The sequence below is a fragment of the Streptomyces sp. NPDC037083 genome (assembly GCF_055606485.1).
In genome coordinates this window covers 44,132-71,105 of the sequence record NZ_JBVJSQ010000007.1, presented here as the reverse complement: position 1 = coordinate 71,105, position 26,974 = coordinate 44,132, and the positions used below count along the sequence as shown (strand labels likewise).

Sequence of the window (26,974 nt, the reverse complement as noted above, 5' to 3'; positions counted from 1 at the left end):
CCCGGACGCGGGCGCACTCACAGCTTGCCGCCCCGGCCGCCCTCGCGCCGCGCGGGCGCGATCAGCGTGGACAGGTACGGCAGCGGTTCGCCGTCCAGCTCGTCGGCGGGCCGGATGGACTCCTGCTCCAGCCCGAGCGCCGACCCCCACACCGCGTCCCCGATCCGCCCGGTCTCCCGCAGCGCCTCGGCGACCTCGGCGGCCTGCCGCCCGAACTTGTAGGCGACGACCGTCCCCGGGCCGGCGAGCGCGTCCTTCAGCACGGCCGAACCCGCCGTCACCGGCACCAGCGTCAACGGCTCGGTGCCCTCGGTGAGCACGGCGCCGGACCGCGCCGCGAGATCCTGCATGGCGGTGATGCCCGGGACGGTCTCGATCACGACGCCCGGCACCGACTCCACGATGGTCTGCGCGAGATAGGTGAACGTGGAGTACACGTTGGGATCGCCGATGGTCGCGAAGGCGACCGAACCGTGCCGCCGCAGCAGCTCGGCGACCCGCTCCCCGGCGGCGTCCCAGGCGGCCTCGCGCCGCGCCCGGTCGATCCGCTCGTTGAGCGCGAACACGACCCGGACGATCTTGTCCTGCGGCGCGTAGTGCAGAACGGTGGCCTCCGCCCGCCCCCGCTCACCGGTGTCCATCACGGGCACGACGACGACCTCGGCGGCCCGCAGCGCGTTGACGCCCTTCACGGTCACCAGCTCCGGGTCCCCGGGGCCCACCCCGACTCCGACCAGCCTGCTGCTCATGACGTCCGGCACCTCTCCACGAACCGACGGGCCACACCGGGCTCGGCCGCCCAGTGCGTGTGCAGATAACTCGCGTGCACACCGCGCTCCACGAAACCTTCGACCCGCCGCCGCGGGGTCCGCACCCCCCAGGCCGCAACCGCCCCCGAGCCCGGCTCCACGACGGTCCGGTGGAACTCGTGCCCGCGCATCCGCGTCCCCGCGACGGCCAGCACGCTGTCGCTCACGGCGACGGCGTCCCGGTACCCGAGGGTGAGCCGCTCGGACATGCGGGCGGTCGCGTCGAGCACCCCGCACATCGGCTGCCCGTCCAGCTCCCGGCACAGGTACAGCAGCCCGGCGCACTCGGCGGCGACCGGGGCGCCGCGCTCCGCGAGGGCGGCGACGCTCTTCCTCAGCGGCTCGTTGGCGGACAGCTCGGCGGCGTACACCTCGGGGAACCCGCCCCCGATGACGAGCCCGGCGGTGCCCTCCGGGAGGGATTCGTCCCGCAGCGGGTCGAAGACGACGACCTCGGCCCCGGCGGCGGTCAGCAGTTCCGTGTGCTCCGCATAGGAGAAGGTGAACGCCGCCCCACCGGCGACGGCCACCCGCACCTCGCCGGCAGAGCCGTTCTCACCCGGCCCGTCCGGCGTTCCGGGACGAGGCCCGGCCGCGTCCCAGGGCGCGCAGGACAGCGCCCCCGCGCTTCGCGCCAACGCGAGCAACGCCTCGAGGTCGCACCCGTGCGCGACCTGCGCGGCCATGGCGGCGACCGCCTCCACCGCCGGCGCCCGCCGTTCGGCGACCGGCACCAGCCCGAGGTGCCGAGAGGGCGTGTCCACCTGGGGGGCCCGCCGCAGGGCGCCCAGCACCGGCACCCCCGCCGAGTCCAAAGCGTCCCGCAGAAGCTCCTCGTGCCGGTCGGAAGCGACCTTGTTGAGGATCACGCCCCCGATCCGCACCTGTGGGTCCCAGGAGGCGAAGCCGTGCACGAGCGCGGCCACGGAACGCGACTGCGACGACGCGTCGACCACGAGGACGACCGGAGCCCGCAGCAGCTTCGCCACCTGGGCGGTCGACGCCAGCTCCCCCTCCCCGGCGGCCCCGTCGTACATCCCCATCACGCCCTCGACGACGGCCACGTCACAGCCGGACGCGCCGTGCGCGAACAGCGGGCCGATCAGCTCCGGCCCGCACAGGTACGCGTCGAGGTTGCGTCCCACCCGCCCGGTGGCGAGCGCGTGGTACCCGGGGTCGATGTAGTCCGGCCCGACCTTGTGCGGGGACACGGCGAGCCCCCGCGCGGTGAGCGCGGCCATCAGCCCCGTGGCGACGGTCGTCTTGCCGCTGCCCGAGGAGGGCGCGGCGACGACCAGCCGGGGGACGGAGGACGGGGACGGGGAGGTCAGCACGGCGTCACCACTCGATGCCTCTCTGGCCCTTCTGCCCCGCGTCCATCGGATGCTTGACCTTGGACATGTCGGTCACCAGGTCCGCGAAGTCCACCAGTTTCCCGGGCGCGTTCCGCCCGGTGATCACGACATGCTGGGTGCCCGGCCGGTCGCGCAGCACGTCGACGACCTCGTCCGTGTCGATCCAGCCCCAGTGCATCGGGTACGCGAACTCGTCGAGCACGTAGAGCCGGTACGTCTCGGCCGCCAGGTCCCGCTTGACCTGCTCCCAGCCCTCGCGGGCCTTCTCCTCGTTGTCCATCTGGGCGTCCCGCTGGACCCAGGACCACCCCTCGCCCATCTTGTGCCAGTCGACGGACCCGCCCTCGCCGCTGGCGCCCAGCACACGCAGCGCGTTCTCCTCGCCGACCTTCCACTTGGCGGACTTGACGAACTGGAACACCCCGATGGGCCACCCCTGGTTCCAGGCGCGCAGCGCGAGCCCGAACGCGGCGGTGGACTTGCCCTTCCCGATCCCGGTGTGCACGACGACCAGCGGCCGGTTGCGGCGCTGACGCGTCGTCAGTCCGTCGTCCGGCACCACACTCGGCTGTCCCTGCGGCATTACGCGGCCCTCCTCTGCACGTCCTTCACCAGCCCGGCGATCGAGTCCGCCCGCAACTCGTCGAGGGTCACCGCCGTACCTCCCAGTTCGCCCGCCAGCTGTCCGGCCAGCCCCAGCCGCACCGGACCCGACTCGCAGTCCACGACCACGGACGCGACGTCCCCGGCCGCGAACAGCCGAGCCGCCCGTCCGGCCAGCGCCACGGGCTCCGGCCCGCCGGTGGCGCGTCCGTCGGTCACGACGACGACCAGTGCCCGCCGCGCCGGATCCCGCAGCCGCTCCCCCCGAAGCACGTCGTGCGCCTTGAGCAGCCCTGCGGCCAGCGGCGTCCGCCCGCCGGTCGGCAGCGACTCCAGCCGGGCCGCCGCCGCGTCCACGGACGACGTCGGAGGCAACGCCACATCGGCGGCGGACCCCCGGAACGTCACCAGCCCCACCTTGTCCCGCCGCTGGTACGCGTCGAGGAGCAGCGACAGCACGGCGCCCTTCACGGCGCTCATCCGCTGCCGCGCCGCCATCGACCCGGAGGCGTCGACGACGAACAGCACGAGATTGCCCTCCCGCCCCTCCCGGGTCGCCTGCCGCAGATCGTCCCGCCGCACCACCAGTCCCGGCCCGGACCGTCCCCGCGCCCGCTGGTGCGGTGCGGCCGCCTGCACCGTCGCCGCCAGGTGCAGCTTGGTCAGCGCGCCCCGGGGCCGGCGCGCCCCCGTCGTCCGCCCGTGCTCGGTCCTGGCCCGCGAGCGCCGTCCGGCGGCCCCCTCGCCGAGCCCCGGCACGCTCAGCACCTTCGTACGGAACGGCTCGGCGGCCCGCACGGCCTGCTGCTCACCGGCGCCGGCGCCCGAAGGCTCCGGTTCGCCGCCCTCGCCGGCCTCGGGACGCGCGCCGGTGTCACCGCCCTGCGGGCCGTCCGGCTCCGACGGCGGCTGCCCGCCGCCCCCGCCGCCGGGTCCGTCCGGGTCGGGATCCTGGTCCTCGTCGCCCTCCCCGGAGAACTCCTCCAGCGTCTCGTCGAGCTTGTCCTCGTCGAGACCGGGCGCGTCGAAGGGGTTGCGGCGCCGCCGGTGCGGCAGCGCCAGCAGCGCGGCCTGGCGCACGTCCTCCGCGAGGACGTCCGTCCGCCCCGCCCAGGCCGCCAGCGCGGTCGCCGTGCGCGCCATCACGATGTCGGCCCGCATGCCGTCCACCTCGAACGCCGCGCACGTCGCCGCGATCTGCCGCAGCGCCCCGTCGCCCAGCCGCACCGACGGCAGCAGCTTGCGCGCGGCCACGATCCGCCCGCGCACGTCGGCCTCCTCCTGCGCCCACCGCTCGGCGAACCCGTCGGGATCGTCGTCGTAGGCGAGCCGGCGCCGCACGACCTCCACCCGCTGGTCGGGCTCGCGCGAGGCGGCCACCTCCACCGTCAGCCCGAACCTGTCCAGCAACTGCGGCCGCAGTTCGCCCTCTTCGGGGTTCATCGTCCCGACGAGCAGGAACCGTGCGGCATGACGCACCGAGACGCCCTCGCGCTCGACGTACGAGGCGCCCATCGCCGCCGCGTCCAGCAGCAGGTCGACCAGGTGGTCGTGCAGGAGGTTGACCTCGTCGACGTAGAGGATCCCGCGGTGTGCCGCGGCGAGCAGCCCCGGCTCGAACGCCTTGACGCCCTCGGCCAGCGCCCGCTCGATGTCGAGGGCGCCGACCAGCCGGTCCTCCGAGGCGCCCACCGGCAGTTCGACCATCCGCGCCGGCCGGGTCTCGAACGCCCCCGGCTCGTGCGGGCCGTCCGGGCAGGCGGGGTCGGGGGAGTCGGGGTCGCAGGAGAACCGGCAGCCGGAGACCACGTCCAGCGTGGGCATGAGCGCCGACAGGGCGCGCACGGCCGTCGACTTGGCGGTGCCCTTCTCGCCGCGGACCAGCACGCCGCCCACCGCCGGCGACACGGCGTTCAGCAGCAGTGCGAGCCGCAGGTCGTCCTGGCCGACCACGGCCGTGAACGGGAAAGGAGTGCTCACTTCTGGTCGTCCTCCAGGTCGCCTTCCAGCTCCAGGTAGGTGGCGCGCAGCCGCTCGATCGTGTCGGCGTCCGGCTCCGCCCACAGGCCGCGTTCGGCGGCCTCCAGGAGTCGCTCCGTGATCCCGCGCAGCGCCCACGGGTTGGACTTCTTCATGAAGTCCCGGTTGTCCGCGTCGAACACGTACTCCGCGCTGAGCTTCTCGTACATCCAGTCGTCGACGACCCCGGCCGTGGCGTCGTAGCCGAACAGGTAGTCCACGGTCGCCGCCATCTCGAAGGCGCCCTTGTAGCCGTGCCGCCGCATCGCCGCCATCCAGCGCGGGTTGACCACCCGGGCGCGGAACACGCGGTGCGTCTCCTCGCCCAGGGTGCGGGTCCGCACCTGGTCGGGCACGGCGCTGTCGCCGACGTACGCCTCGGGGTTGGCGCCCGTCAGGTGGCGCACCATCGCGACCATGCCGCCGTGGTACTGGAAGTAGTCGTCGGCGTCGACGAGGTCGTGCTCGCGGGTGTCCACGTTCTTCGCGGCGACTGCGATCCGCTTGAACGCCGTCTCCATGTCCCCGCGCGCCGCCCGGCCGTCGAGCCCGCGCCCGTAGGCGTACCCGCCCCAGACGGCGTACACCTCGGCGAGGTCGGCGTCGGAGCGCCAGTTGCGGGCGTCGATCAGCGGCAGCAGACCGGCCCCGTACGCCCCCGGCTTGGAGCCGAAGACGCGGGCGCTCGCGCGCCGCCGGTCCCCGTGCGCGGCCGTGTCCTCGTCCACGTGGGCGCGCACGAAGTTGGACTCGGCCGGCTCGTCCAGCTCGGCCACCGCCCGCACCGCGTCGTCGATCAGCCCGACCACGTGCGGGAACGCGTCCCGGAAGAAGCCGGAGATACGGACGGTGACGTCGATGCGCGGCCGGCCCAGCTCGGCGAGCGGGACGACCTCGAACCCCGTCACCCGGCGCGAGGCGTCGTCCCAGACGGGACGGCAGCCCAGCAGCGCCAGGATCTCGGCGATGTCGTCGCCCTGCGTGCGCATGGCCGACGTGCCCCACACCGTCAGGCCGACGGACTTCGGATACCCGCCCGTGTCCTGCAGATACCGCTGCACGAGGGAGTCGGCGAGCGACTGCCCGACCTCCCAGCTCAGCCTGGACGGGATGGCCTTGGGGTCGACGGAGTAGAAGTTCCGACCGGTGGGGAGCACGTTGACCAGGCCGCGCGTGGGCGAGCCGGAGGGCCCGGCCGGAACGTAACCGCCGTCCAGCGCCTTGAGGATGTGCCCGATCTCGTCCGTCGTCCGGGCGAGCCTCGGCACCACCTCGGTGCACGCGAACTCCAGCACCGCGACGGCGTCGGGCAGTTCGGCGCCGCCGAGCACGTCACGCACCAGCGCGCGGCTCTCCGCGACCGCCCAGTCCCGTGCCTCCATGCCTTCCGCGACCCGCCGGCACAGCTGCTCCAGCAGATCGATCGCGTCGGACGCCGTCCGCGACGGCCCCTCGACGAGGTCCGTCAGCTCCACCGGCGCCTTCACGGGCGCCCCCGGCTCGGACAGCAGCTCCTTCTCGTCGAGCCCGAAGTGGGCCGCGAACGACGCCCTCAGCCCCGGCAGCGCGTTCGCCTTCCCGCCCCACACCTGCGAGGCGCGCAGCACGGCCAGTACGAGGTTGACGCGCGGTTCGCCGACCGGCCCGCCGCCCAGGACGTGCAGCCCGTCGCGGATCTGCACGTCCTTGATCTCGCAGAGATAGCCGTCGATGTGCATGACGAACTCGTCGAAGGAGTCGTCGTCCGGCTGGTCGTCGACGTGCAGGTCGTGGTGGAGCTCGGCGGCCTTCACCAGCGTCCAGATCTGCGCGCGCACGGCCGGCGCCTTCGCCGGGTCGAGGTCGGAGACGAGCGCGTACTCGTCGAGCAGTTGCTCCAGCTTCGCCAGGTCGCCGTAGGTGTCGGCCCGCGCCATCGGCGGCACCAGGTGGTCGACGACCGTGGCGTGCCCACGCCGCTTGGCCTGGGTGCCCTCGCCGGGGTCGTTGACGATGAAGGGGTAGATCAGCGGCAGGTCGCCGAGGACGGCGTCCGGCGCGCAGCCGCCGCTCAGCCCGAGTCCCTTGCCCGGCAGCCACTCCATCGTGCCGTGCTTGCCCATGTGCACGACCGCGTCGGCGCCGAAGCCCCCCTCCGACGCCGGGGCCTCCAGCCACCGGTAGGCGGCCATGTAGTGGTGCGACGGCGGCATGTCGGGGTCGTGGTAGATCGCGATCGGGTTCTCGCCGAACCCGCGCGGCGGCTGGATCATCACCACGACGTTCCCGAACTGCAGGGAGGCGAGCACGATGTCGTCCCCGTCGACGTACAGCGAGCCCGGCGGCTCGCCCCACGCCTCCAGCATGGCGGCCCGCAGCTCCGGGTCGAGCCTGTCGAACCAGGCCCGGTAGTCGGCCAGCGGCACCCGGGCCGGCGCGGCGGCCAGCTGCTCCTCGGTGAGCCATTCGACGTCGTGGCCACCGGCGTTGATGAGCCGGTGGATCAGCTCGTCCCCGTCGTCGGGATGCCCCTCGACCACGTACCCGGCGTCCCGCAGCGCATCCAGCACCCGCACGGCCGAGGCGGGCGTGTCCAGGCCGACGGCGTTGCCGACCCGCGAGTGCTTGGTCGGGTAGGCGGTGAACACGAGCGCGAGCTTCTTGTCGCCGTTCGGCTTGTGCCTCAACTGCGCGTGCCGGACGGCGATCCCGGCGACGCGCGCCGACCGCTCGGGGTCGGCGACGTACACGGGGACGTCGTCGGGGCCCTGCTCCTTGAAGGAGAAGGGCACGGTGACCAGCCGCCCGTCGAACTCGGGGATCGCGACCTGCATCGCCGCGTCCATGGGGGACAGCGCCGCGTCGGACTCGTCCCAGGCCGCACGCGACGACGTGAGGCAGAGCCCCTGCAGCACGGGCACGTTCAGCTCGGCGAGCGCCCCGACGTCCCACGCCTCCTCGTCGCCGCCCGCCGAGGCCTGCGAGGCGTGCGCGCCGCCGGCGGCCAGGACGGTGGCGACGACGGCGTCCGAGCGGCCGAGGATCTCGTACAGCCCGGCGTCCGCGCCGCGCAGCGAACCGCAGTACACGGGCAGGGCGTTGGCGCCCCGCGCCTCGATCGCGTCGCACAGGGTGTCCACGAAGGCGGTGTTGCCGCTCAGCTCGTGGGCCCGGTAGAAGAGCACGCCGACGGTCGGCCGTCCCTCGGTGAACGCCCGCTCGCCGTGGACGCCGTACTCCGGCATCTTCTGCGGTTCGACGAACCCCTCGCCGGTCAGCAGCACGGTGTCGGAGAGGAACCGCGCCAACTCGGTCAGGTTGGCCGGCCCGCCCTCCACGAGGTACCGCAGCGCCTCCGCCACGACCCCGGCCGGCACTGACGACTCGGCCATCAGCTCGGCGTCCGGCACGGTCTCGCCGCCCAGCAGTACGGTCGGAACGCCGGACGCCCGCAGCGCGGCGAGACCGTCCTCCCAGGCCCGCTTCCCGCCGAGCAGCCGTACGACGGCGATGTCCGCGCCGTCGAGGAGAGCGGGCAGCTCGTCCGTGACGCCGACCCGGGTCGGGTTGCCGATCCGGTAGTCGGCGCCCGTGGCGGCCCGGGCCGCCAGCAGATCGGTGTCGGCGGTCGACAACAACAACACTGTGCTCATGCGGGCGCTCCCGGTGGAATGAAAGGCAGTCCTTGCGGCGCGCCCGACTCGATGAGCCGCCAGAGCGCGTCGGTGTCCGCGTGCTGTTCGATCAGGTCGCCGAGCCGGTCGAGCTGCTCCTCGCGCAGCCCGGCGAAGGAGGTGTCGGGGGCCGGCACGAACCGGCGGCCCGCGGCGGCCGCCACATCGCGCAGAAACGCCCGCCGGAACCCGTCGGACTCCAGCGAGCCGTGCCAGTGCGTGCCCCAGGTCTGGCCGACCCGGCAGCCGTCGAGGAAGGCCTCGCCGCCCATGACGTCGGCGACCCCGTGATGGATCTCGTACCCCTCGACCCGTTCGCCGAGGGCTTCGCCCGTCGGCCGGGTGAGGGTCTTCTCCCGGGCGAACCGCACCCGGACCGGGAGGACTCCGAGCCCCTCCACCCGGCCGCGCCGGGACTCGACCTCGTCCTCGATGTGCTCGCCGAGGATCTGGAAGCCTCCGCAGATGCCGAGGACGGGCCGCTGCTCGGCGGCCCTGCGCAGGAGGGCCTCGGCCAGCCCCCGTTCGCGCAGCCACTCCAGGGCACGGACCGTCCCCCGGGTCCCCGGAACGACGACGAGGTCGGCGTCGGCCAGTTCCTCGGGCCGGTCCACGAACCGCACGACGACGCCGGGTTCGGCGGCCAGCGCGTCCACGTCCGTGAAGTTCGACATGAGCGGGATCGCGCAGACGGCGATCCGCAGCACGTCCTCCCCCACGGGCGGAGCGGTGTTGGACTCCCGCACGGTCCCGCGCAGCGAGACGCGGAGCCCGTCCTCCTCGTCGATCCCGAGCCCGTGCCGGAACGGCAGCACTCCGTAGGTCCGCCGTCCGGTCAGCCCGTGCAGCATGTCGAGGCCCGGCTCCAGCAAGGAGACGTCCCCCCGGAACTTGTTGACGAGGAACCCGGCGACGAGCGCCTGGTCCTCGGGGGAGAGCAGCGCCACGGTCCCGAAGAACGAGGCGAAGACGCCGCCGCGGTCGATGTCGCCCACGACCAGCACGGGCAGCCCGGCATTGCGGGCGATCCCCATGTTGACGATGTCCGTCCGCCGCAGATTGATCTCGGCAGGACTGCCGGCCCCCTCACAGATCACCGCGTCATACGTGCCCCGCAATCCGGCGAGACAGTCGAGAACGGTCCCGAGGAGCTTCTGCTGCCGCCCCCCGTGGTACCCGCGGGCGCTCAGCTCGCCCACCGGCTTGCCCAGCAGCACCACCTGACTGCTCTGCTCGCCGCCGGGCTTGAGCAGCACCGGGTTCATCAGCGCCGTCGGCTCGATGCGGCAGGCCTGCGCCTGCATGGCCTGCGCCCGCCCGATCTCGGCGCCCTCCCGCGTCACGAACGAGTTCAGCGACATGTTCTGCGCCTTGAACGGCGCGACCTTCACCCCCTGCCGCACCAGCCACCGGCAGATCCCGGCCGTGACGACGCTCTTGCCGGCGTCGGAGGTGGTGCCGGCGACGAGGAGACCCCCGCTCATGACGTACGCCCCTTCCGCGCGCCCAGCGTGTCGCGCGCGTTCTTCGCGACGAAGCGCGCGGCGACGGTGACGCCGAGCGCGAGCAGGCCGACGTGGCGGGACAGCCGCGCGGCGCGTTCGATGTCCCGCGCGACGACGGGCCGCCCCGCCGCCCCGTTGAGCACGGGCCGGTGCTCCACCCGGCCGCCGTAGGACAGGGTCCCGCCCAGCCGCACCCCGAGGGCGCCCGCGAAGGACGCTTCCACGGGGCCCGCGTTGGGGCTGGGATGCTTGCCGGCGTCGGCGCGCCAGGCTCGTACCGCGCCCCGCGGATCGTCTCCGGCGACGGCGGCGAGCACGGCGGTCAGCCGTGCCCCCGGCCACCCGGCGACGTCGTCGAGCCGGGCCGAGGCCCACCCGTAGCGCAGATGGCGCGGCGACCGGTGTCCGACCATCGCGTCGAGGGTGTTGACGGCCCGGAACCCGAGCAGCCCCGGCACCCCGCCCACGGCGCCCCACACCAGGGCGCCGACGACGGCGTCGGAGGTGTTCTCGGCGACGGATTCCACGACGGCCCGGGCGATCCCGTCGGCGTCCAGGGCCTGCGGGTCGCGCCCGCACAGATGCGGCAGCCGTTCCCGGGCGGCCTCGACGTCCCCCGCCTCCAGGGCCCGGCCGATGCGCCGGGCCTCGCGGACGAGGGAAGTGCCCCCGACGACCGCCCAGGTGGCGGCTGCGGTGAGGGCGACGGAGGCGGCGGGACGGTCGCGCACGGCCCGCGAGGCGACGGCTCCCAGGGCGACGGCGCCGCCCGCGCAGACGACGGCGTGCAGGGCGCCCCACCCCCGGTGGTCCCGCCACAGCAGCCGCTCGACGGCGCCCGCAGCCCGCCCGAACGCGGCGACCGGGTGTCCCCGGCGGGGATCGCCGAGGAGCAGGTCGCCGAGGAGGCCGGCGGCGGCGCCGTACGCGTGGACGCGATCGGCACCCATCGGCTCAGCCGGCCGTGAGGGCGGGCAGCGACCTGATGGCGACGCGAGACGGGCAGCCGAGCATGGCTATGTGTCCTCACTCAGGGTGTCCACGCCCTGGTTCGACGAGACCGCGGCGAGAGTTCCTGGCTCCCGGGGGTTACTACCCCGGTGACAGTGGCGGGACCGCGCCGGATTCGCACCGGCTTCCTCTTCTGCCGCCGTACATGGCTCGGGCAGTCCACCACGGGCCCGGAAGGGTCGTCAACTTGCTGTTGACCTGCAGGAGGAGAGTGTGCAGAACCCCACACGCGGGCGATCGGCGGGGTCACACGGACAGGGGGTGCGGGACGGCGATCCGTCCCGCACCCCCTGGGTGTCCGATGGCGCGTCAGGTCACGGCCGACGCGTCAGGCCACGATCAGCGAGATCCCGTACGCCACCGCCGCCGCACAGGCCGCGAAGCACGCGTACGCGCCCGTCACCGCGAGGGTGGCCGAGCCGCCCTCCGCCGTCGCGCGCTCCTGCCGCGACAGGCCCATGACGCCGAGGGTGAACAGGGCCACGAGGCCCACGGTGACCACGAGGCTGACGCCGAACACGGAGCCCAGGGCTGCCCAGTCGATCTTCATGATGCTTCTCTTCCTTCGGACCGGACGCGCCGGCTCAGACGGTCGCGGCCGGCGGGGCGGCGGGGGCCGCCACGGGCTCGGGGGCCGGGGAGGGGATGGTGGCCGTCAGGTCGTCGGCGATCTGGCCCGCCGGAGGCGGGGTGACGGCCGCGATCGCCGTCGTGACGACGCCCGCCGGCTCCGCGGTCTCGTTGACGTTCGAGGCGTCGACGACCTCGCGCCGGGAGATCTTCCAGATGGCCGCGCTGGAGGCGATCAGGAAGACGGCCACGACGGCCGTGCCCCAGGAGCCCAGGCCGGTCACGGCCTCGGCGAGCGCGCCCACCAGGGCCGCCGCCGGCAGGGTCAGGCCCCAGGCCACGAACATGCGGGTCGCCGTCGACCAGCGGACCACACCGCCCTTGCGGCCCAGCCCCGCGCCCATCACCGAACCGGAGACCGAGTGGGTGGTGGAGAGGGAGAAGCCGAGATGGGAGGAGGCCAGGATGACGGTGGCCGCGCTGGTCTGGGCGGCGAAGCCCTGCTGCGGCTGGAGGTCGGTCAGGCCCTTGCCCATGGTGCGGATGATGCGCCAGCCGCCGAGGTAGGTGCCGAGCGCGATGGCGAGGCCCGCGGAGAGGATGACCCAGGTGGGCGGGTCGGAGTCGGGGGCGACGGCGCCGCCGGCGACCAGGGCGAGGGTGATGATGCCCATCGTCTTCTGCGCGTCGTTCGTGCCGTGCGCGAGGGAGACCAGGCCGGCCGAGGCGATCTGGCCCGTGCGGTAGCCCTTGGCCGCGGCCTTGCCGTCGGCCTTCTTGCCGAGGGTGTAGGAGAGCCGGGTCGCCAGCATCGCGGCGACGCCCGCCACGATCGGCGCCGCGATCGCCGGGATCAGGACCTTGGTGACCAGCACGTCACCGTGCACCGCGCCCGTTCCGGCCGAGGCGATGGTGGCGCCGATCAGACCGCCCATGAGGGCGTGGGAGGAACTGGAGGGCAGGCCCACCAGCCAGGTCAGCAGGTTCCAGAGGATCGCGCCGACCAACGCGGCGAAGATGACCTCGGGACGGATGCCGGTCTCGTCGACGAGACCCTTGGAGATCGTGTTGGCGACCTCCACCGAGAGGAAAGCGCCCACCAGGTTCAGCACGGCGGACATCGCCACCGCGACCTTGGGCTTGAGCGCACCGGTCGAGATGGTCGTGGCCATCGCGTTGGCGGTGTCGTGAAAACCGTTCGTGAAATCGAACGCGAGTGCGGTGACGACCACAATCGCGAGGATCAGCGAGAAGTTTTCCATTTACCCAGGCAATCGTTCGAAGTCATTGGTGCGTTGACCGTAGGCAATCTGGGTGAACGGAAGATGAACTGGGGCGGGCGTCGGGGTGTCCGTGCAAGGGCTTTGGGGCCGGCGTCGCCGCGATGCCCGAGTTGCGCCCAAGCGCCGCACGGCCGACCGCCCTTGGCCGCCCTCCGCCGCCCGTCCACGGGACCGCCGAAGAGATTTTGGTCACCCGGCAGGACGCCGCTGCCGGGCTGCCGCCGGGAGGCCCGCGCCCAGCACCCCGGCGCACGGTGGTCACGGCGCTCCGGACGGCGCCGTCGTGTACGAAACGCGCGCCCCGCGCCGTGCGCGCGCGGCGCCCACGCAATGCCTGCGTGTGCCGGTGTACCGGGGGGCGGGGGGCGTTGGTGGTGCGGTGGTGTCCGGTGCGGGCGTCCGGTGGTGCGCGGTGCGGGCATCCAGGAGGTATCCGCCCGGGGATCCCCGGGTGCGGCAGCGGTCCCGTCGGCCTGCTGGCAGGATCGCGGCATGGCTGAGCAGCGACGCGAGCAGGGGGAGTTCCGGGACGCCCGGAACTGCGGGGACTCCCGGGACGGCGAGCAGGGCGCGGGGGAACGCCGGGGGAGAAGAGCGGCGACCCCCGAGGAGGCCCGGGCCTGGGAGGCGCTCGTGACGACGGCCCGTCGCACGGTGACCGACGGCCTCGTCGTCGGCACCTCCGGAAACGTCTCCGTGCGCGTCGGCGACACCGTGCTGGTCACCCCGTCGGGAGTGCCGTACGACCGGCTCACGCCGGACGACGTCACCGGCGTCGACCTCGCCGGCCGTCAGGCGCTCGGCGCCCTGGTCCCGACGAGCGAACTGCCCATGCACCTCGCCGTGTACCGCACCACCGGCGCCGGGGCCGTCGTCCACACCCACGCCGTGCACGCCACGGCCGTGTCGACCCTCGTCCCGGAGCTTCCCTTCGTCCACTACATGGCGGGCGCCCTCGGCGGCCCCGTCCGGGTCGCGCCCTACGCGACGTACGGCACCGAGGAGTTGGCCGCGAACATGCTCCGGGCGCTCGCCGACCGCACCGGCTGCCTCCTGCAGAACCACGGCACCCTCACCTACGGCGCCACCCTCGACCAGGCCTACGACCGCACGGCCCAACTGGAGTGGATGTGCCGCCTGTGGCTGACGGCGTCGTCGGTTCCCGGCCTCAGCCCGACCCTGCTGACGGAGGACCAGGCAACCGAGGCGGCGGAGCGACTCCGAGGCTACGGACAACGCCCCTGACACCCCGGCGGCGCAGGGTCTTCACCGCCCCTCCGGACCGACCCTCCGGCCGCCTGCGCGCCATCGCGTGCCCGGCGTCGCGTCCCCCGGGCGGCCGCAATGCCTGTCGGCGGCCGTTGGGGGGCGTGGCGATGGTGGTGGGCCGCCGGTGCGGGGGGACGGGCAGGCGCTGTCGGTCCGGCGGGAGTGGGGCTTCGGGGGCTGCCCGGCCGCCTGGGCGCTCGCCGCGCGCCCGGCGTCCGTCCCCCGCGCGCCCGGCGTCGCGTCCCCCGGGCGGCCGCAGCACTGGCCGCCGTGGGGGATGACCCGGACACTGGACGGGTGCGCACAGTCACAGCGACGGCCGTCGCCGTCACCGCAGCCCTGGCCGCCGGCGCCGCCAGTGTCGCCGCCGGCCGGTTCGCCAGCGACGCCGCGCTGAAGGCGCCGCCCGGCAGGCCGCTGCCCACCGAACCCCGGCTCACCGTGCACGGCACGGCCGCCGGGCAGATCACCCTCACCCGCGACCTGGCCGCCCTGCGCCCCGGCTCCTACGGCCTCTCCGGCAACGGCTCCCACGCGGTCGTCGGCGCCGTGCTGCCCGCCGCCCCGCACTCCGCCGACACCGTGGTGCGCCGCCTGGAACGCGTCACCCACGGGTCCCTGAACCCCGGCGACGCGGTCTGGCTGACCCCGAACCTGCACGTCGGCAACCCGGACAGCGCCCTCGGCCTGGACCACGCCGACGTCGACATCCCCGGCGAACTGGGCAACCTGCCCGCCTGGTTCGTGCCGGGCGCGCGCCGCACCTGGGTGATCGCCGTGCACGGCCTGGGCGCCACCCGGGAGCACGCCCTGAACCTCCTGGGCTTCCTGCACCGGCGCCGCTTCCCGGTGCTCGCCCTCTCCTACCGCGGCGACCTCGGCGCCCCCCGTTCCCCGGACGGTCTCAGCCACCTCGGCGCGACCGAATGGCGGGACCTGGACGCGGCGATGCGGTACGCCGTGCGCTACGGCGCCGAACGCGTCGTCCTGTTCGGCTGGTCCACCGGCGCCACCATGGCGCTGCGCGCCGCCGCCGACTCGGGCCTGCGCGACCTCGTCTCGGGGCTCGTGCTCGACTCCCCGGTCCTCGACTGGCGGACCACGCTGCGGGCCCTGGCCGCCGCCCGGCACACGCCCGGCGCGCTCCTGCCGCTCGCCGTCCGCGCCGCCGAGGGGCGCACCGGCCTGCACGGCCGGGTCGGCGACCATGCCGACGCGGCCGCCGACCCGGACCGGCTGCGGGTCCCGACGCTGATCGTGCACGGCCCCGACGACGCCGTCGCCCCGTGGAGCGCCTCCCGCCGCCTCGCCGACCGCCGCCCCGAGCTGGTCTCCCTCCACACCGTGGCGCACGCACCGCACGGCGCCATGTGGAACGTCGACCCCGCCGCCTACGAGGAGGCGCTGCGCCGCTTCCTGACCCCGCTGATGTGACCCCGACGAACCCCGGTGCGTCCTCCGAGGCGCATCTGACGGCTCCCGCCGCAACGGTCCACCGCAACGATCCGCCGTACGCAATCCGCCGTACGCAATCCGCCTACGCGATCAGACGCACACGATCCGGCGTACGCGATCAGACGCACGCGATCCGCTCGAGCCGGTCCGCGATCGACCGCCGGGGCCGTTCCGGGTCCGTTCCGCGTCGTCCCGGGTCGCTCGCAGCGTTCGGCGCACCCGGACGCCGAGAGCGGTCGCGAGGGTTCCGTTTAAGCCCGTACCACTGGCCTGAAGGCACCGCCTCACCCCTCTCGGCACCCCGTGCCTTGGCCAGTCCCTTAGCCGCCCGTGACATTCCGTTTGGGTTTTCGGACCGTCAACCGGAAGACTGCACCCGTGACGTCCCGTATCCCGCGCGACTCCAGGCTTCGACTCGTCCGCCCGCGACCCCTGGCCGCCGCCCCCTCAGCTGTGAACGAGCGGCGCCCACGCCGCCCCGCACCCCGCCCGCCGGAGGGCACTCCGGCCCCCGCGGAGCTGGCCAGAATGGCGCGCTCCGGACTGGCCGCCGCGGCCCGCGTCGCCCGCTGGGCCGACAACGCCCTCGGCCCCGGCCGCGACGCCGCGACCACCGACGGCAAGGCCACACTCTCCGACGCGACCGCCGAACGGGCCGCTAGCGATCTGGGCCTGACCACGGACCGGGTCCGCGCCGACTGGGACACCGCCCGGCTCGCCGGTCTCGTCGAGGTGCACGGCGACAGCGCCCGCCCCGGCTGGCGGCTGCGCGCCTGGGACCGCGACGACAGCGCCGTCCTGCGCGGCTGGGTCGCCCTGTTCGACGCCTGGTCGCTCGCCTCGCCCGAACCCGAGGACCAGGAGCCCGCAGCGGTCGCCGAGGTCGTCTCGGCCATGCCCCAGGTGCTCTCCTTCCTCCAGCTGTCCGCCGGGCCCGTCCCCGTCGAGCAGCTGCTGGACCTGCTGCGCCAGCGCGTCACCGAGCTGCGCACCGAGCGCTGCGAGGTCCCCTACAGCGCAGGTTCCGAGCCCGCGACGCCCCTCGCCCCGGTCACCTCCGCCGACGCCGAGCCGGCGGAGCCCGCCCAGGACGCCGAACTCGTCCCCCTCCTCGACTGGGCCCTGCGCGCCCTCGCCTCCGTGGGCGCCCTCACCTACGGCGACGCACAGGCCACGCTCACCCCGCTGGGCAGCTGGGCGGTCTGGGTCAAGCTGGAGCAGATCTGCGTCGCGGCGCAGAGCCCCGCCGGGAACATCGAGCAGTCGGCCGAGGCCATGCTGCGCGGCTGCGCCCAGCTCCGCCCGAACGCGGCCCGCGCCGAGTACCGCGCCTGGCTCGCCGCCCGGACCGTCGGCAGCGCCGTCAGCGAACTGCTGCTGGCCGCCCGCGGGGACGACGCCCTGCTGCGCGGCCTCGCCTTCGAGGCGTTGCGCGTCGTCGGCGCTCCCGCCGAGCCCGACGTCCGCGCGGTCGTGGACGAGCCCGCACTGCGGCCGTACGCCCTGCTGTGGCTCGCCGAGCACGACGGCGTCGACCCCGAGGACGCCCACGAGGTGCTCACCCGGGAGGAGGCCACCTGGCTGTGGGTCGACACCGCCGCGGCCGTCGCCGACCACGGGGAGGCGCCGATGCTCGTACGCCATCTGGAGTCCGCGCTGCAGCCGACCGTGCCCGCCCTGCTGACCGAGGTGCGGGCCGTCGGGCATCCGCGGACCGTGCAGGTGCTGGTGGCGCTGGCCGCCGCGCACCCCGACCCGGCCCTGGCCAAGGCCGTGCGCAGGGCCGCCTTCCAGGTGCACACCGGGGGCAGCTGAACCGAGCGCCGGGCGGCCGCGCCGTGGGACGGGCCGTGCCGGGCGCTCAGCCCTGTATCTCGGGCGCGTACGTGCCGAAGCTCCAGAGGTTGCCCTCCAGATCCCGGGCCATGTAGTCCCGGGATCCGTAGTCCTGGTCCGTCGGGGGCATCAGGATGTCCACGCCGTGCTCCGCGGCCCGCCGGTGGTGTGCGTCCACGTCGTCCACCACGACGTACACGCCGGCCGGGCCCGCGTCCTTCATCGCCGTGTCGAAGACGCCGCCGCGGCCCTTGGAACCGAGCATCACCGCGCCGTTGCCCTGCACCAGTTCGGCGTGCATCACCGAGCCGTCCTCGCCCTCGTACACGGACAGCTCCGTGAACCCGAGGGCCTCGGTGAGCTGCCGGATCGCCGCCCTCGCGTCGGCGTACAACACCGTCGGGTAGATGCTGGGACGCCCGCCGTTCGTGCCTGCCATACCGACCACTCCCTTGTGATCACTGCCGGGTGATGTCGTCCGGCGTCCAGTCTGGCAGCGGCCACTGACAATGGCGTATCGCACACCCGCGCGCCCGGATCGAACGCCCGAACACAGAAAAAGTGCTTGCACGGTCCCGTTAGACTGGCCCCATGGCCATTCTCCTCGCGCATTAGACGGCGGGAACGTCCTCAGCCGCCCATCCCGCCAACGACCCCGCACTGGAGTCTGTCCGTGATCTCCGCCTCCGGCATCGAACTGCGCGCCGGTGCCCGCATCCTCATCGAGAACGCCTCCTTCCGTGTAGCCAAGGGGGACCGCATCGGCCTGGTCGGGCGCAACGGCGCCGGCAAGACCACCCTGACCAAGGTCCTGGCCGGCGAGGGCATCCCGGCCGGCGGCCAGGTCACCCGCTCCGGCGAGGTCGGCTACCTCCCGCAGGACCCCCGCACCGGCGACCTCGACGTCCTGGCCCGCGACCGCATCCTCTCCGCGCGCGGCCTGGACGCCCTGATCCGCAAGATGCGCGAGAACGAGCAGCGGATCGCGAACGGCAGCGGTGCCACCCGCGACAAGGCGATGCGCCAGTACGAGCGCCAGGAGACGGAGTTCCTCACCAAGGGCGGGTACGCCGCCGAGGCCGAGGCCTCCACCATCGCCGCCGCGCTCAACCTGCCCGACCGGGTGCTCGGCCAGCCCCTGCACACGCTCTCCGGCGGTCAGCGCCGCCGTGTGGAACTGGCCCGCATCCTGTTCTCCGACGCGGACACCCTGCTGCTCGACGAGCCGACCAACCACCTGGACGCCGACTCCATCGTCTGGCTGCGCGACTACCTCAAGACCTACCGCGGCGGCTTCATCGTCATCAGCCACGACGTCGACCTGGTCGAGACGGTGGTCAACAAGGTGTTCTACCTGGACGCCAACCGCTCCCAGATCGACGTCTACAACATGGGCTGGAAGCTGTACCAGCAGCAGCGCGAGGCCGACGAGAAGCGCCGCAAGCGCGAACGGCAGAACGCCGAGAAGAAGGCCGCCGCGCTGCATTCGCAGGCCGACAAGATGCGCGCCAAGGCCACCAAGACCGTCGCCGCGCAGAACATGGCCAAGCGGGCCGACCGGCTGCTCGCCGGCCTCGAGGCCGTCCGCGCCTCCGACAAGGTCGCCAAGCTGCGCTTCCCCGAGCCCGCGCCCTGCGGCAAGACGCCCCTGATGGCCGAGGGTCTGTCGAAGTCGTACGGCTCGCTGGAGATCTTCACCGACGTCGACCTGGCCATCGACAAGGGCTCCCGGGTCGTCATCCTCGGCCTGAACGGCGCCGGCAAGACGACCCTGCTGCGGCTGCTGGGCGGAGTGGAGACGCCCGACACCGGTGAGGTCGTCCCCGGGCACGGGCTCAAGCTCGGCTACTACGCCCAGGAGCACGAGACCCTCGACCCCGAGCGCACGGTGCTGGAGAACATGCGCTCCGCCGCCCCCGACCTGGACCTCGTCGAGGTCCGCAAGGTGCTGGGCTCGTTCCTGTTCTCCGGCGACGACGTCGACAAGCCGGCCGGTGTGCTCTCCGGCGGCGAGAAGACCCGACTGGCCCTCGCCACCCTCGTGGTCTCCTCGGCCAACGTGCTGCTCCTCGACGAGCCCACCAACAACCTCGACCCCGCCAGCCGCGAGGAGATCCTCGGCGCGCTGCGCACCTACAAGGGCGCGGTCGTCCTCGTCACCCACGACGAGGGGGCGGTGGAGGCGCTCCAGCCCGAGCGGATCATCCTGCTGCCCGACGGCGTCGAGGATCTGTGGGGTTCCGACTACGCGGATCTCGTCGCCCTGGCTTGATCATCGGCGATGGATCATTCGGCCCATCGGTGATCCATCATCTGTGTGAGATCTCCTCGTATCGAGGTGTGTCCTACATCGATTTCACGGCCGATCCCTTTGTCGACAAGGGATCGGCCGTCGCGCGTCTCTGACCTGGCACTTCGCGAAAGAACCCGTTCGGCGGTACGAACGCGTCGAGGTGGAATCTCGGATTCCGCTTGTGGGGACGCGCTCCTGTCGTCAAAACCATGTCGCACGGACCTTGCCGAATGGGTGGCCATCGCGTCCCGGAGGGGTGATCATGAGGAGACCAGAGCGCACTTCCCATGAGGAGGCACGGGTGGCCGAGACTCTGAAGAAGGGCAGCCGGGTGACCGGCGCCGCGCGCGACAAGCTCGCGGCAGACCTGAAGAAGAAGTACGACTCCGGTGCGAGCATCCGGGCACTGGCCGAGGAGACCGGCCGCTCGTATGGCTTCGTGCACCGGATGCTCAGCGAGTCGGGCGTCACGCTCCGTGGGCGTGGCGGGGCGACACGAGGCAAGAAGGCCGCCTCGTCCTGACTCTCGGGCGGCCCATCGGTTTCAGCGGTGGCCACCCGGTCGGTGATCCGATCGGCCGGGTGGTTACTGTGCAGTCACTTAGCTGACCGCTAGCTGACCGCACCCACCGGAGGCGCCCCATGGCCACGCCCGACCAGGAACTCGTTCCTCTGCTCGACAAGGACGGCGTACGGCTCACCGTCGACGACACGCTCGCCACGGTGACGCTCGCCAACCCGGCCAAGCGCAATGCACAGAGCCCCGCCATGTGGCGGACTCTCGCCGAGGCCGGGCGGCTGGTGCCGGGCTCCGTCCGTGTGGTCGTGCTGCGCGGCGAGGGCAAGTCCTTCTCCGCGGGGCTCGACCGGCAGATGTTCACGCCCGAGGGCATCGAGGGCGAACCGTCCTTCATCGATCTCGCACGCAGTGGCGACGCCGAACTCGACGCCGCCATCGCCGGGTTCCAGGAGGGCTTCACCTGGTGGCGGCGCAACGACGTCGTGTCCATCGCCGCCGTCCAGGGGCACGCCATCGGAGCGGGCTTCCAGCTGGCCCTCGCCTGTGACCTGCGCGTCGTCGCCGACGACGTGCAGTTCGCCATGCGCGAGACCAGCCTCGGCCTGGTGCCGGACCTGACCGGCACACACCCCCTCGTCTCCCTCGTCGGCTACGGCCGTGCCGCCGAGATCTGCCTGACCGGCCGGTTCGTGCACGCCGAGGAAGCGGTGAGCACCGGCCTCGCCAACCTCGCCGTGCCCGCGCAGGAGCTCGACAGCACGGTCCGTGACCTGGCCGCGGCGATCCTGGCCGCGCCCCGGGAGGCCGTCATCGAGACGAAGGCGCTGCTGCGCGGCGCCGCCGACCGCACCTACGACGAGCAGCGCGCCGCCGAGCGTGCCGCCCAGGCCCGCCGCCTGCGGGACATGGCGGGCGTGGGCGAGTGAGCGGAGTCCCCGCCGGCCTGGCGGTCACCTCACCGCCGTGACCAGAACGGTCACCGGCGGGTGATCCCTCAGCGCCTCCGACACCGCCCTGCGCACCGCCCGGGCCACCTCCAGGGCCTGGTGGGTCGCACTCACCGCGATCTCCACCTGCGCGTGGCGGCCCGGCAGGGCGGTCGCGTGCCGCCGTTCCTCGAGGCGTACCGCCCTGCCGGCGACGTCGGTCAGCCGGGCCACTCCCGGCACGGACAGGGCGGCGACGGCCGCGCGTGCCTCGTCGCCGTGCTGCGCCGCCGCGACGGTCGGCGCCTCGGTGACGGTCCGCTCCGGTTCCGGTCCGGGGTCCTCGTCCAGCAGCGCCGTCACGCGCAGGTCCACCTCCGACACCGCCAGGCCGAGGCGTTCCGCCGCGGCCGCCGCCAGCGCCGTGCGCAGGCGGGACGCCGTCGTCTGCAGCGGCTCGGACGAGGACGCGGCGACGTCCGCCGTGACCCGCAGCGGCCCGGGCGGCAGGGCGCCCGGCGGAGGCGGCACCGCGGGCTCGTGCACGTCCGACGAGTCGGCCAACGCGATCCGCAGCGTCCCCAGCCGCACGCCCCGCACCTCCCGCACCGCCCGCCGCAGCACCGCCTCGGCCGCCGCCTCCGTGATCCACGCACCGTCCCGCGGCCCGCCCAACGGGAGCAGCCTGCCCAGGCCCAGCTGCTGCCGTACCGCGCTCGTCCATCCGTCGACCGTCATTGCTCCAGCGTGCCGCATCCCCGGAGCGAGGTCGGGCAACCGCGCTTACCGTGGTCGAAGAAGACAACGGAAAAACCGGACGTAAGGACGTACGGCGATGACCGAGACAACGGAGCAGAACCGGACGCAGACCCCGGACGGCGGAACCGATCCGCTGCAGACCCGCAAGACGCCCCGACGCGGCGGCGGGGACCCGGCGACCCGGGGCCGGACCACCATCGCCGACGGGGTCGTCGAGAAGATCGCGGGCCTGGCGGCACGTGACGTCCTGGGCGTCCACGCGATGGGCAGCGGGCTCAGCCGCACCTTCGGCGCCGTGCGCGACCGGGTCCCCGGCGGCTCGAAGTCCGTGACCAGGGGCGTGAAGGCCGAGGTGGGCGAGGTGCAGACCGCGCTCGACCTGGAGATCGTCGTCGACTACGGCGTGGCCATCGCCGACGTCTCCCAGGCCGTACGGGAGAACGTCGTCGGGGCCGTGGAGCGGATGACCGGGCTGGAGGTCGTCGAGGTCAACATCGCGGTGAGCGACGTCAAACTGCCCGACGAAGAGGACGAGGAGCCGGAGCCCCGGATCCAGTGACGCAGACGGCCGGGTGACCGGACCGCCGAGGGGAGAGCACCTTGAGCATGGCCGTGGTCGGCATGATCGCCGGCATGGCGCTGGGCTTCGCCGGATACTTCGGCGGGTTCGGGGCCTTCCTGCTGGTGGCGGCACTGGGCGCCATCGGTTTCGTCGTCGGCCGCTTCCTGGAGGGGGACCTGGAGCTCGGCGATTTCTTCCGCACCCGTGACGGCCGCCGACGGTGACCGCCGTGGACGAGGGGAACGATGTCGTCGACAGACCCCGGCAGGTCGTTCCCCCGGGTGAACGCGGCGCGACGCGCATCGCCGACCGGGTCGTGGCGAAGATCGCCGCCCAGGCCGCACGCGAGGCGGTCGGCCCGCTCCCGGCGGACGCCGGGCCCCCGCACGCCACCGTCGTCGTCCGGCCCTACGCGAACCCTGCAACGAGCGGGAGCGCCCCCATGGGCACCGCGCACGTCCGGGTCCATCTGGAACTCGGCTACCCGACCGACATCGGGGCCCGCTGTCACGAGGTGCGTCGTCATGTCACCGAGCGGGTAGGCGCGTTGGTGGGAATGGAGGTTCCGGAGGTCACCGTCCAGGTGGAACGGCTGCACCTGACACCGGCCCCCGGCGCGGCAGAGGGGAGGGCACGATGAGCGAGTCAGGCCCGCGGGCCGGCGGTGCGGTGCCGGTGCTGGAGAAGCCGGCGCAGGACGAAGTCCCCGGTGGGGCCGGTCCGGCCGACCACCGCTTCTGGTCGGCGCGCCGCGTCCCGGCCGCCGTAGTCGCGGTGCTGCTGCTGGTCGTCGCGGCCGCCTTCCTCTACGACGTCACCGCGGTCCGCGTCCACCGGCCCGCCATGGCCTGGCGGCGCGAACTCGCCGGGCAGCTCGCCGAGCGCCCGCTGGACGACATCTGGGTGCTGGTCGGCGCCGGTGCGGCGGCGGCACTCGGCCTGTGGCTGATCGTCCTGGCGGTCACCCCGGGCCTGCGGGACGCCCTGGTGATGAGCCGCCCCCGCCCCGACGTCCGCGCCGGGCTGCACCGTGGCGCCGTCGCGCTGGTGCTGCGCGACCGGGCGATGGAGATCGCCGGCGTGCAGTCGGTACGGGTGCGCGTCCGCCGCCGCAGGGTCACAGTCCGCGCCGTCTCCCACTTCCGCGACCTGGACGACGTCCACGCGGACCTGGACACCGTCCTCACCGACGCGATCCGCGGCCTGGGCCTGGCCCGGACGCCCGCGCTGTCGGCCCATGTGCGCCGGCCCGGGAAGAAGGGGTGAGGACCGTGCTCAAGACCGTCAACCGGGTGCTCATCGGCGTCGTCGGCCTGGTGCTGCTCGCCGTCGGCGGCGCGGTGCTGGCCGTCGGCCTGGGCGCCGCCCCGCCTTCCTGGTGGCTCCACGCCGACCGTCACGACGCTCTGCTCACGGTCGCCGAGCGCACCCGCTGGCGCGGCGAGGCCTGGTGGTGGCCGACGGTCATCGCCGTCCTGGCCCTGCTCGTGCTGCTCGGCCTGTGGTGGCTGACCGCGGTCCTGCGCCGGCGCCGGCTCGGCGAGGTCCTCGTCGACACGGGGGACGGCGCGGGAGCGCTGCTGCGGGGCAGGGCTCTGGAGGGCGTCCTCGAGGGCGAGGCGGGCCGGCTGGACGGCGTCGCCGAAGCCCACGCCCGTCTGACCGGCCGCAGGGACGCTCCCGAGGCACGGGTCCGGCTGCTCCTGGAGCCCCATGTGGACCCGGCCGCCACGCTGAACCGTCTGACGACCGAGGCCCTCGCCCACGCCAGGGATTCGGCGGCGCTGGCCGCACTTCCCGCGAAGGTGCGCCTGAAGGGCGCCAAGCACAAGGCGGAAAGGGTGAGTTGAGCGGAAGGGGCGAGTCGGGCCCCGGCGAGCCGGGCCCCGACGGGCCCGCCCGCGTCCCGCGCCTTCCTCAGAAGCCGTGCCGCATCCCGCCGTCGACGGGCAGCATGATCCCCGTCAGGTAGGAGGCGGCCGGCGACAGCAGGAACGCCGCCGCCCGGCCGAACTCCTCCGGGGCGCCGTACCGCCGCAGCGGAATCCGGGACTCGTTCGCCGTCCGGGTCGCCTCGGGGTCCGCCGACATGGCGTCCAGCTCCCGCACCCGGTCGGTGTCGATGCGCGCCGGCAGCAGCCCGACGACGCGGATCCCCCGGGGGCCGAGCTCGTCGGCGAGCGACTTGGCGAACCCGGCGAGCCCCGGCCGCAGGCCGTTGGAGATCGTCAGCCCGGGAATCGGCTCGTGCACCGACCCCGACAGCACGAACCCGATGACGCCGCCCGCCTCCAACTCGGCGGCGGCGGCCCGCGCGAGCCGGACCGCCCCGAGGAACACCGACTCGAACGCGGCCTGCCACTGCTCGTCCGTGTTGTCCGCGACGAACCCGGGCGGCGGACCGCCCACGCTCACCAGCACCCCGTCGAACCCGCCGAAGGCGTCCCGCGCCGCGGCGATCAGCCGGGCCGCCGCGTCGGGGTCGGCGTTGTCCACGGCGACGCCGACGGCGTTCGGCCCCAGCTCGGCCGCCGCCTCGGCGACCCGCTTGTCGTCCCTTCCGGTGAGGACGACCTTTGCGCCGTCCGCGACGAGTTCACGCGCGGCGGCGTTGCCGAGTCCGCGCGTGGCCCCCGTGACGACGTACACCCGGTCCTTCAGTCCAAGATCCATGGCCCCTATCCTGCCTCGTCGGCGCCGAACAGGGTGAGGGCGGTGTTCACCAGGCCGATGTGGCTGAACGCCTGCGGGAAGTTGCCCAGGTGCCGGCCGGCCACCGGGTCGTACTCCTCCGCCAGCAGACCCACGTCGTTGGCCAGCCCCACCAGCCGCTCGAACAGCTCCCGCGCCTCCTTCGTGCGGCCGATCATGTGCAGCGCGTCCGCCAGCCAGAACGAGCAGGCCAGGAAGGCGCCCTCGTCGCCCGGCAGCCCGTCGACGGTGACGCCGTCGGTGCTGTAGCGGCGTACCAGGCCGCGGTACCCGAGTTCGTCGCGGATCGCGTCGACGGTCCCGACGACCCGCGGGTCGTCCGGCGGCAGGAAGCCGACCCGCGGGATGAGCAGCAGGGAGGCGTCCAGGTCGGCCGAGCCGTAGAACTGGGTGAAGGTGTTGCGCTCCGGGTCGTAGCCCTTCTCGCACACCTCCCGGTGCACCTCGTCGCGCAGCGCCCGCCAGCCCTCCGGGTCGCCGCTCAGCGTCGGGTACTCCTCCAGCGCGCGGACCGCCCGGTCGGCGGCCACCCACACCATCACCTTGGAGTGCACGAACTGGCGTCGGCCGCCGCGCACCTCCCACAGTCCCTCGTCCGGCTGCCGCCAGTTCTCGCTCAGCCAGTTCATCAGCGCGCACTGCAGCGACCACATGTGCGGCCTGGGCGACATGCCCGAGGTCCGGGCCAGCGACAGCGAGTCCATGACCTCGCCGTAGACGTCCAGTTGCAGCTGGTCCACGGCGCCGTTGCCGATGCGCACGGGCGAGGAGCCGGCGTAGCCGGACAGCCACGGCAGCTCACACTCGGGCAGCCGGCGCTCGCCGGCCAGGCCGTACATGATCTGCAGGTCCGCCGGATCGCCCGCGACGGCGCGCAGCAGCCAGTTGCGCCATACCTCGGCCTCGTCCTGGTAGCCGGCCGCGAGGAGCGCGCCGAGGGTGAGGGTGGAGTCGCGCAGCCAGCAGTAGCGGTAGTCCCAGTTGCGGACCCCGCCCAGCTCCTCGGGAAGGGACGTGGTGAGCGCGGCGGCGATGCCGCCGGTCGGGGTGTAGGTGAGGGCCTTGAGGGTGATCAGGGAGCGCACCACCTCGTCCCGGTGGGGTCCGTCGTAGCAGCAGCGGGCGGCCCACTCCTGCCAGTCCTCGACGCTGGCGCGCAGGGCTTCCCGCGGATCGACGAGCGGTGGGCGGGACTCGTGGGAGGGATGCCAGGTCAGGACGAAGGCGACCGACTCTCCCTCGGAGACGGTGAACTCCGAGTGGGTGGTGAAGTCCTCGCCCCAGGTGCGCACCTCCGGCTCGCTGCGGAACCAGACCGCGTCGGGTCCGGCGATCGCCACGCGATGCCCGTCGACCCGGCGCACCCACGGGACGACCCAGCCGTAGTCGAAGCGCAGCCGCAGGGCGCTGCGGACGGTGACCCGGCCGCTCAGCCCCTCGACGATGCGGACGACGTCCGGGGCCCGGTCGCGCTGGGGCATCAGGTCGGTGACCCGGATCGCGCCCGCGTCGGTCTCCCACTCGGTGTCCAGCACGAGGGTGTCCGGCCTGTAGGCGCGCCGGGTGCAGGGGCCTTGCACGCCCTTCGGAGCGATGCGCCAGTGGCCGTTCTCCTCGTCGCCGAGGAGCCGGGCGAAGCAGGCCCCGGAGTCGAAGCGGGGCAGGCAGAGCCAGTCGACCGAGCCGTCCCTGCCGACCAGAGCAGCGGTCTGTTCGTCGCCGATGAGGGCGTAGTCCTCGATGCGGGGGTGCACGGGGTTCCGGGTTCCCGGCGGACCGGGAGGGCAATCAGGGTGAGGCCGGGTGAGTGACGACCTTGCGCCGGTGCGCGGCC

General features: G+C 73.7%; 24 protein-coding genes and 1 riboswitch. Of the genes, 11 read left to right on the top strand and 13 right to left on the bottom strand.

What is annotated here, in order from left to right; all coding sequences use genetic code 11:
- Positions 1-17: 17 nt before the first annotated feature.
- The 9 genes from cobI to ACZ7DE_RS20005 all read right to left on the bottom strand — a co-directional run bounded on the left by cobI (position 18) and on the right by ACZ7DE_RS20005 (position 12,787).
- The gene (gene cobI / locus ACZ7DE_RS20045) at positions 18-749 is read right to left on the bottom strand and encodes a precorrin-2 C(20)-methyltransferase (protein WP_470762990.1); all 732 of its coding nucleotides are present in this window, start codon (positions 747-749) and stop codon (positions 18-20) included.
- Entirely contained in the window at positions 746-2,143 is a 1,398-nt protein-coding gene (locus tag ACZ7DE_RS20040) for a cobyrinate a,c-diamide synthase (protein WP_470762989.1), read from the bottom strand. Before ACZ7DE_RS20040 ends, cobI begins: the two co-directional genes overlap by 4 nt.
- Positions 2,144-2,147: 4 nt before the next feature.
- On the bottom strand, positions 2,148-2,747 hold the full coding sequence (cobO, locus tag ACZ7DE_RS20035; RefSeq protein ID WP_470762988.1) for a cob(I)yrinic acid a,c-diamide adenosyltransferase: 600 nt from the start codon (positions 2,745-2,747) through the stop codon (positions 2,148-2,150).
- The gene (locus tag ACZ7DE_RS20030) at positions 2,747-4,747 is read right to left on the bottom strand and encodes a putative cobaltochelatase (RefSeq protein ID WP_470762987.1); all 2,001 of its coding nucleotides are present in this window, start codon (positions 4,745-4,747) and stop codon (positions 2,747-2,749) included. The genes cobO and ACZ7DE_RS20030 overlap by 1 nt, the downstream gene beginning before the upstream one ends.
- Positions 4,744-8,418 (bottom strand): cobaltochelatase subunit CobN, encoded by a 3,675-nt coding sequence (cobN, locus tag ACZ7DE_RS20025; protein ID WP_470762986.1) that lies wholly within the window; start codon positions 8,416-8,418, stop codon positions 4,744-4,746. The genes ACZ7DE_RS20030 and cobN overlap by 4 nt, the downstream gene beginning before the upstream one ends.
- A complete protein-coding gene (locus ACZ7DE_RS20020) occupies positions 8,415-9,923 on the bottom strand; it encodes a cobyric acid synthase (RefSeq protein WP_470762984.1) in 1,509 nt (502 codons plus the stop codon). The genes cobN and ACZ7DE_RS20020 overlap by 4 nt, the downstream gene beginning before the upstream one ends.
- Positions 9,920-10,894, bottom strand: a complete 975-nt coding sequence (locus ACZ7DE_RS20015) for a cobalamin biosynthesis protein (RefSeq protein ID WP_470762982.1) — start codon at positions 10,892-10,894, stop codon at positions 9,920-9,922. Before ACZ7DE_RS20015 ends, ACZ7DE_RS20020 begins: the two co-directional genes overlap by 4 nt.
- 99 nt (positions 10,895-10,993) lie before the next feature.
- A riboswitch (cobalamin riboswitch) is annotated at positions 10,994-11,135 on the bottom strand.
- A 148-nt stretch (positions 11,136-11,283) separates the two neighbouring features.
- Entirely contained in the window at positions 11,284-11,505 is a 222-nt protein-coding gene (locus tag ACZ7DE_RS20010; RefSeq protein ID WP_328482697.1) for a hypothetical protein, read from the bottom strand.
- 34 nt (positions 11,506-11,539) lie between these two features.
- Positions 11,540-12,787 carry an inorganic phosphate transporter gene (locus ACZ7DE_RS20005; RefSeq protein ID WP_470762980.1) on the bottom strand — a complete coding sequence of 416 codons (1,248 nt, stop codon included), beginning with the start codon at positions 12,785-12,787 and terminating at the stop codon, positions 11,540-11,542.
- Between the two features lie 513 nt (positions 12,788-13,300).
- Between ACZ7DE_RS20005 and ACZ7DE_RS20000 the strand changes: the two genes are divergently transcribed.
- The 3 genes from ACZ7DE_RS20000 (at position 13,301) to ACZ7DE_RS19990 (ending at position 17,347) form a co-directional block, all read left to right on the top strand.
- Complete coding sequence (locus ACZ7DE_RS20000) at positions 13,301-14,053, top strand: class II aldolase/adducin family protein (protein WP_470762978.1); 753 nt, start codon at positions 13,301-13,303, stop codon at positions 14,051-14,053.
- Positions 14,054-14,374: 321 nt separating this feature from the next.
- The gene (locus tag ACZ7DE_RS19995; RefSeq protein ID WP_470762976.1) at positions 14,375-15,511 is read left to right on the top strand and encodes an alpha/beta hydrolase; all 1,137 of its coding nucleotides are present in this window, start codon (positions 14,375-14,377) and stop codon (positions 15,509-15,511) included.
- A 549-nt stretch (positions 15,512-16,060) separates the two neighbouring features.
- Positions 16,061-17,347, top strand: coding sequence for a hypothetical protein (locus ACZ7DE_RS19990; RefSeq protein WP_470762974.1), 1,287 nt, complete (start codon positions 16,061-16,063; stop codon positions 17,345-17,347).
- A gap of 46 nt (positions 17,348-17,393) precedes the next feature.
- Here the strand turns inward: ACZ7DE_RS19990 and ACZ7DE_RS19985 are convergent, their stop codons facing one another.
- Positions 17,394-17,807: a VOC family protein gene (locus tag ACZ7DE_RS19985; RefSeq protein ID WP_470762972.1), complete on the bottom strand. Its 414-nt coding sequence runs from the start codon at positions 17,805-17,807 to the stop codon at positions 17,394-17,396.
- A 234-nt stretch (positions 17,808-18,041) separates the two neighbouring features.
- Here ACZ7DE_RS19985 and abc-f point away from each other — a divergent pair, with 234 nt between their 5' ends.
- The 3 genes from abc-f (at position 18,042) to ACZ7DE_RS19970 (ending at position 21,107) form a co-directional block, all read left to right on the top strand.
- On the top strand, positions 18,042-19,640 hold the full coding sequence (gene abc-f / locus ACZ7DE_RS19980; RefSeq protein WP_470762970.1) for a ribosomal protection-like ABC-F family protein: 1,599 nt from the start codon (positions 18,042-18,044) through the stop codon (positions 19,638-19,640).
- Between the two features lie 322 nt (positions 19,641-19,962).
- On the top strand, positions 19,963-20,184 hold the full coding sequence (locus ACZ7DE_RS19975) for a helix-turn-helix domain-containing protein (RefSeq protein WP_004002281.1): 222 nt from the start codon (positions 19,963-19,965) through the stop codon (positions 20,182-20,184).
- Between the two features lie 119 nt (positions 20,185-20,303).
- A complete protein-coding gene (locus tag ACZ7DE_RS19970; protein ID WP_470762967.1) occupies positions 20,304-21,107 on the top strand; it encodes an enoyl-CoA hydratase/isomerase family protein in 804 nt (267 codons plus the stop codon).
- 24 nt (positions 21,108-21,131) lie between these two features.
- On the opposite strand, the gene ACZ7DE_RS19965 is transcribed toward ACZ7DE_RS19970, so the two are convergent.
- Complete coding sequence (locus ACZ7DE_RS19965; protein WP_470762965.1) at positions 21,132-21,845, bottom strand: nucleopolyhedrovirus P10 family protein; 714 nt, start codon at positions 21,843-21,845, stop codon at positions 21,132-21,134.
- A 97-nt stretch (positions 21,846-21,942) separates the two neighbouring features.
- Between ACZ7DE_RS19965 and ACZ7DE_RS19960 the strand changes: the two genes are divergently transcribed.
- Genes ACZ7DE_RS19960 through amaP form a run of 5 tightly spaced genes read left to right on the top strand, consistent with a single transcriptional unit; the run spans position 21,943 to position 24,278 of the window.
- Positions 21,943-22,425: an Asp23/Gls24 family envelope stress response protein gene (locus ACZ7DE_RS19960; protein ID WP_470762963.1), complete on the top strand. Its 483-nt coding sequence runs from the start codon at positions 21,943-21,945 to the stop codon at positions 22,423-22,425.
- A 41-nt stretch (positions 22,426-22,466) separates the two neighbouring features.
- On the top strand, positions 22,467-22,652 hold the full coding sequence (locus ACZ7DE_RS19955) for a hypothetical protein (RefSeq protein WP_470762961.1): 186 nt from the start codon (positions 22,467-22,469) through the stop codon (positions 22,650-22,652).
- On the top strand, positions 22,649-23,068 hold the full coding sequence (locus ACZ7DE_RS19950; RefSeq protein WP_470762960.1) for an Asp23/Gls24 family envelope stress response protein: 420 nt from the start codon (positions 22,649-22,651) through the stop codon (positions 23,066-23,068). The genes ACZ7DE_RS19955 and ACZ7DE_RS19950 overlap by 4 nt, the downstream gene beginning before the upstream one ends.
- Positions 23,065-23,694: a DUF6286 domain-containing protein gene (locus tag ACZ7DE_RS19945; RefSeq protein WP_470762958.1), complete on the top strand. Its 630-nt coding sequence runs from the start codon at positions 23,065-23,067 to the stop codon at positions 23,692-23,694. Before ACZ7DE_RS19950 ends, ACZ7DE_RS19945 begins: the two co-directional genes overlap by 4 nt.
- A gap of 5 nt (positions 23,695-23,699) precedes the next feature.
- The gene (gene amaP / locus ACZ7DE_RS19940; protein WP_470762956.1) at positions 23,700-24,278 is read left to right on the top strand and encodes an alkaline shock response membrane anchor protein AmaP; all 579 of its coding nucleotides are present in this window, start codon (positions 23,700-23,702) and stop codon (positions 24,276-24,278) included.
- A gap of 67 nt (positions 24,279-24,345) precedes the next feature.
- Here the strand turns inward: amaP and ACZ7DE_RS19935 are convergent, their stop codons facing one another.
- Positions 24,346-25,101, bottom strand: a complete 756-nt coding sequence (locus ACZ7DE_RS19935; RefSeq protein ID WP_470762954.1) for an SDR family oxidoreductase — start codon at positions 25,099-25,101, stop codon at positions 24,346-24,348.
- Positions 25,102-25,106: 5 nt separating this feature from the next.
- Complete coding sequence (locus tag ACZ7DE_RS19930; RefSeq protein ID WP_470762952.1) at positions 25,107-26,894, bottom strand: glycoside hydrolase family 15 protein; 1,788 nt, start codon at positions 26,892-26,894, stop codon at positions 25,107-25,109.
- Positions 26,895-26,974 lie beyond the last annotated feature (80 nt).

What these genes read in the sequence shown, in the direction of transcription:
- cobN (WP_470762986.1), bottom strand. Translation starts at nt 8,418, where the DNA reads ATGAGCACAGTGTTGTTGTTGTCGACCGCCGACACCGATCTGCTGGCG.
- ACZ7DE_RS20020 (WP_470762984.1), bottom strand. Translation starts at nt 9,923, where the DNA reads ATGAGCGGGGGTCTCCTCGTCGCCGGCACCACCTCCGACGCCGGCAAG.
- ACZ7DE_RS19935 (WP_470762954.1), bottom strand. Translation starts at nt 25,101, where the DNA reads ATGGATCTTGGACTGAAGGACCGGGTGTACGTCGTCACGGGGGCCACG.
- ACZ7DE_RS20010 (WP_328482697.1), bottom strand. Translation starts at nt 11,505, where the DNA reads ATGAAGATCGACTGGGCAGCCCTGGGCTCCGTGTTCGGCGTCAGCCTC.
- ACZ7DE_RS19985 (WP_470762972.1), bottom strand. Translation starts at nt 17,807, where the DNA reads ATGGCAGGCACGAACGGCGGGCGTCCCAGCATCTACCCGACGGTGTTG.
- ACZ7DE_RS20015 (WP_470762982.1), bottom strand. Translation starts at nt 10,894, where the DNA reads ATGGGTGCCGATCGCGTCCACGCGTACGGCGCCGCCGCCGGCCTCCTC.
- ACZ7DE_RS19960 (WP_470762963.1), top strand. Translation starts at nt 21,943, where the DNA reads ATGACCGAGACAACGGAGCAGAACCGGACGCAGACCCCGGACGGCGGA.
- ACZ7DE_RS19990 (WP_470762974.1), top strand. Translation starts at nt 16,061, where the DNA reads ATGGCGCGCTCCGGACTGGCCGCCGCGGCCCGCGTCGCCCGCTGGGCC.
- cobO (WP_470762988.1), bottom strand. Translation starts at nt 2,747, where the DNA reads ATGCCGCAGGGACAGCCGAGTGTGGTGCCGGACGACGGACTGACGACG.
- ACZ7DE_RS20005 (WP_470762980.1), bottom strand. Translation starts at nt 12,787, where the DNA reads ATGGAAAACTTCTCGCTGATCCTCGCGATTGTGGTCGTCACCGCACTC.
- cobI (WP_470762990.1), bottom strand. Translation starts at nt 749, where the DNA reads ATGAGCAGCAGGCTGGTCGGAGTCGGGGTGGGCCCCGGGGACCCGGAG.
- ACZ7DE_RS19970 (WP_470762967.1), top strand. Translation starts at nt 20,304, where the DNA reads ATGGCCACGCCCGACCAGGAACTCGTTCCTCTGCTCGACAAGGACGGC.
- ACZ7DE_RS19945 (WP_470762958.1), top strand. Translation starts at nt 23,065, where the DNA reads ATGAGCGAGTCAGGCCCGCGGGCCGGCGGTGCGGTGCCGGTGCTGGAG.
- ACZ7DE_RS19965 (WP_470762965.1), bottom strand. Translation starts at nt 21,845, where the DNA reads ATGACGGTCGACGGATGGACGAGCGCGGTACGGCAGCAGCTGGGCCTG.
- ACZ7DE_RS20000 (WP_470762978.1), top strand. Translation starts at nt 13,301, where the DNA reads ATGGCTGAGCAGCGACGCGAGCAGGGGGAGTTCCGGGACGCCCGGAAC.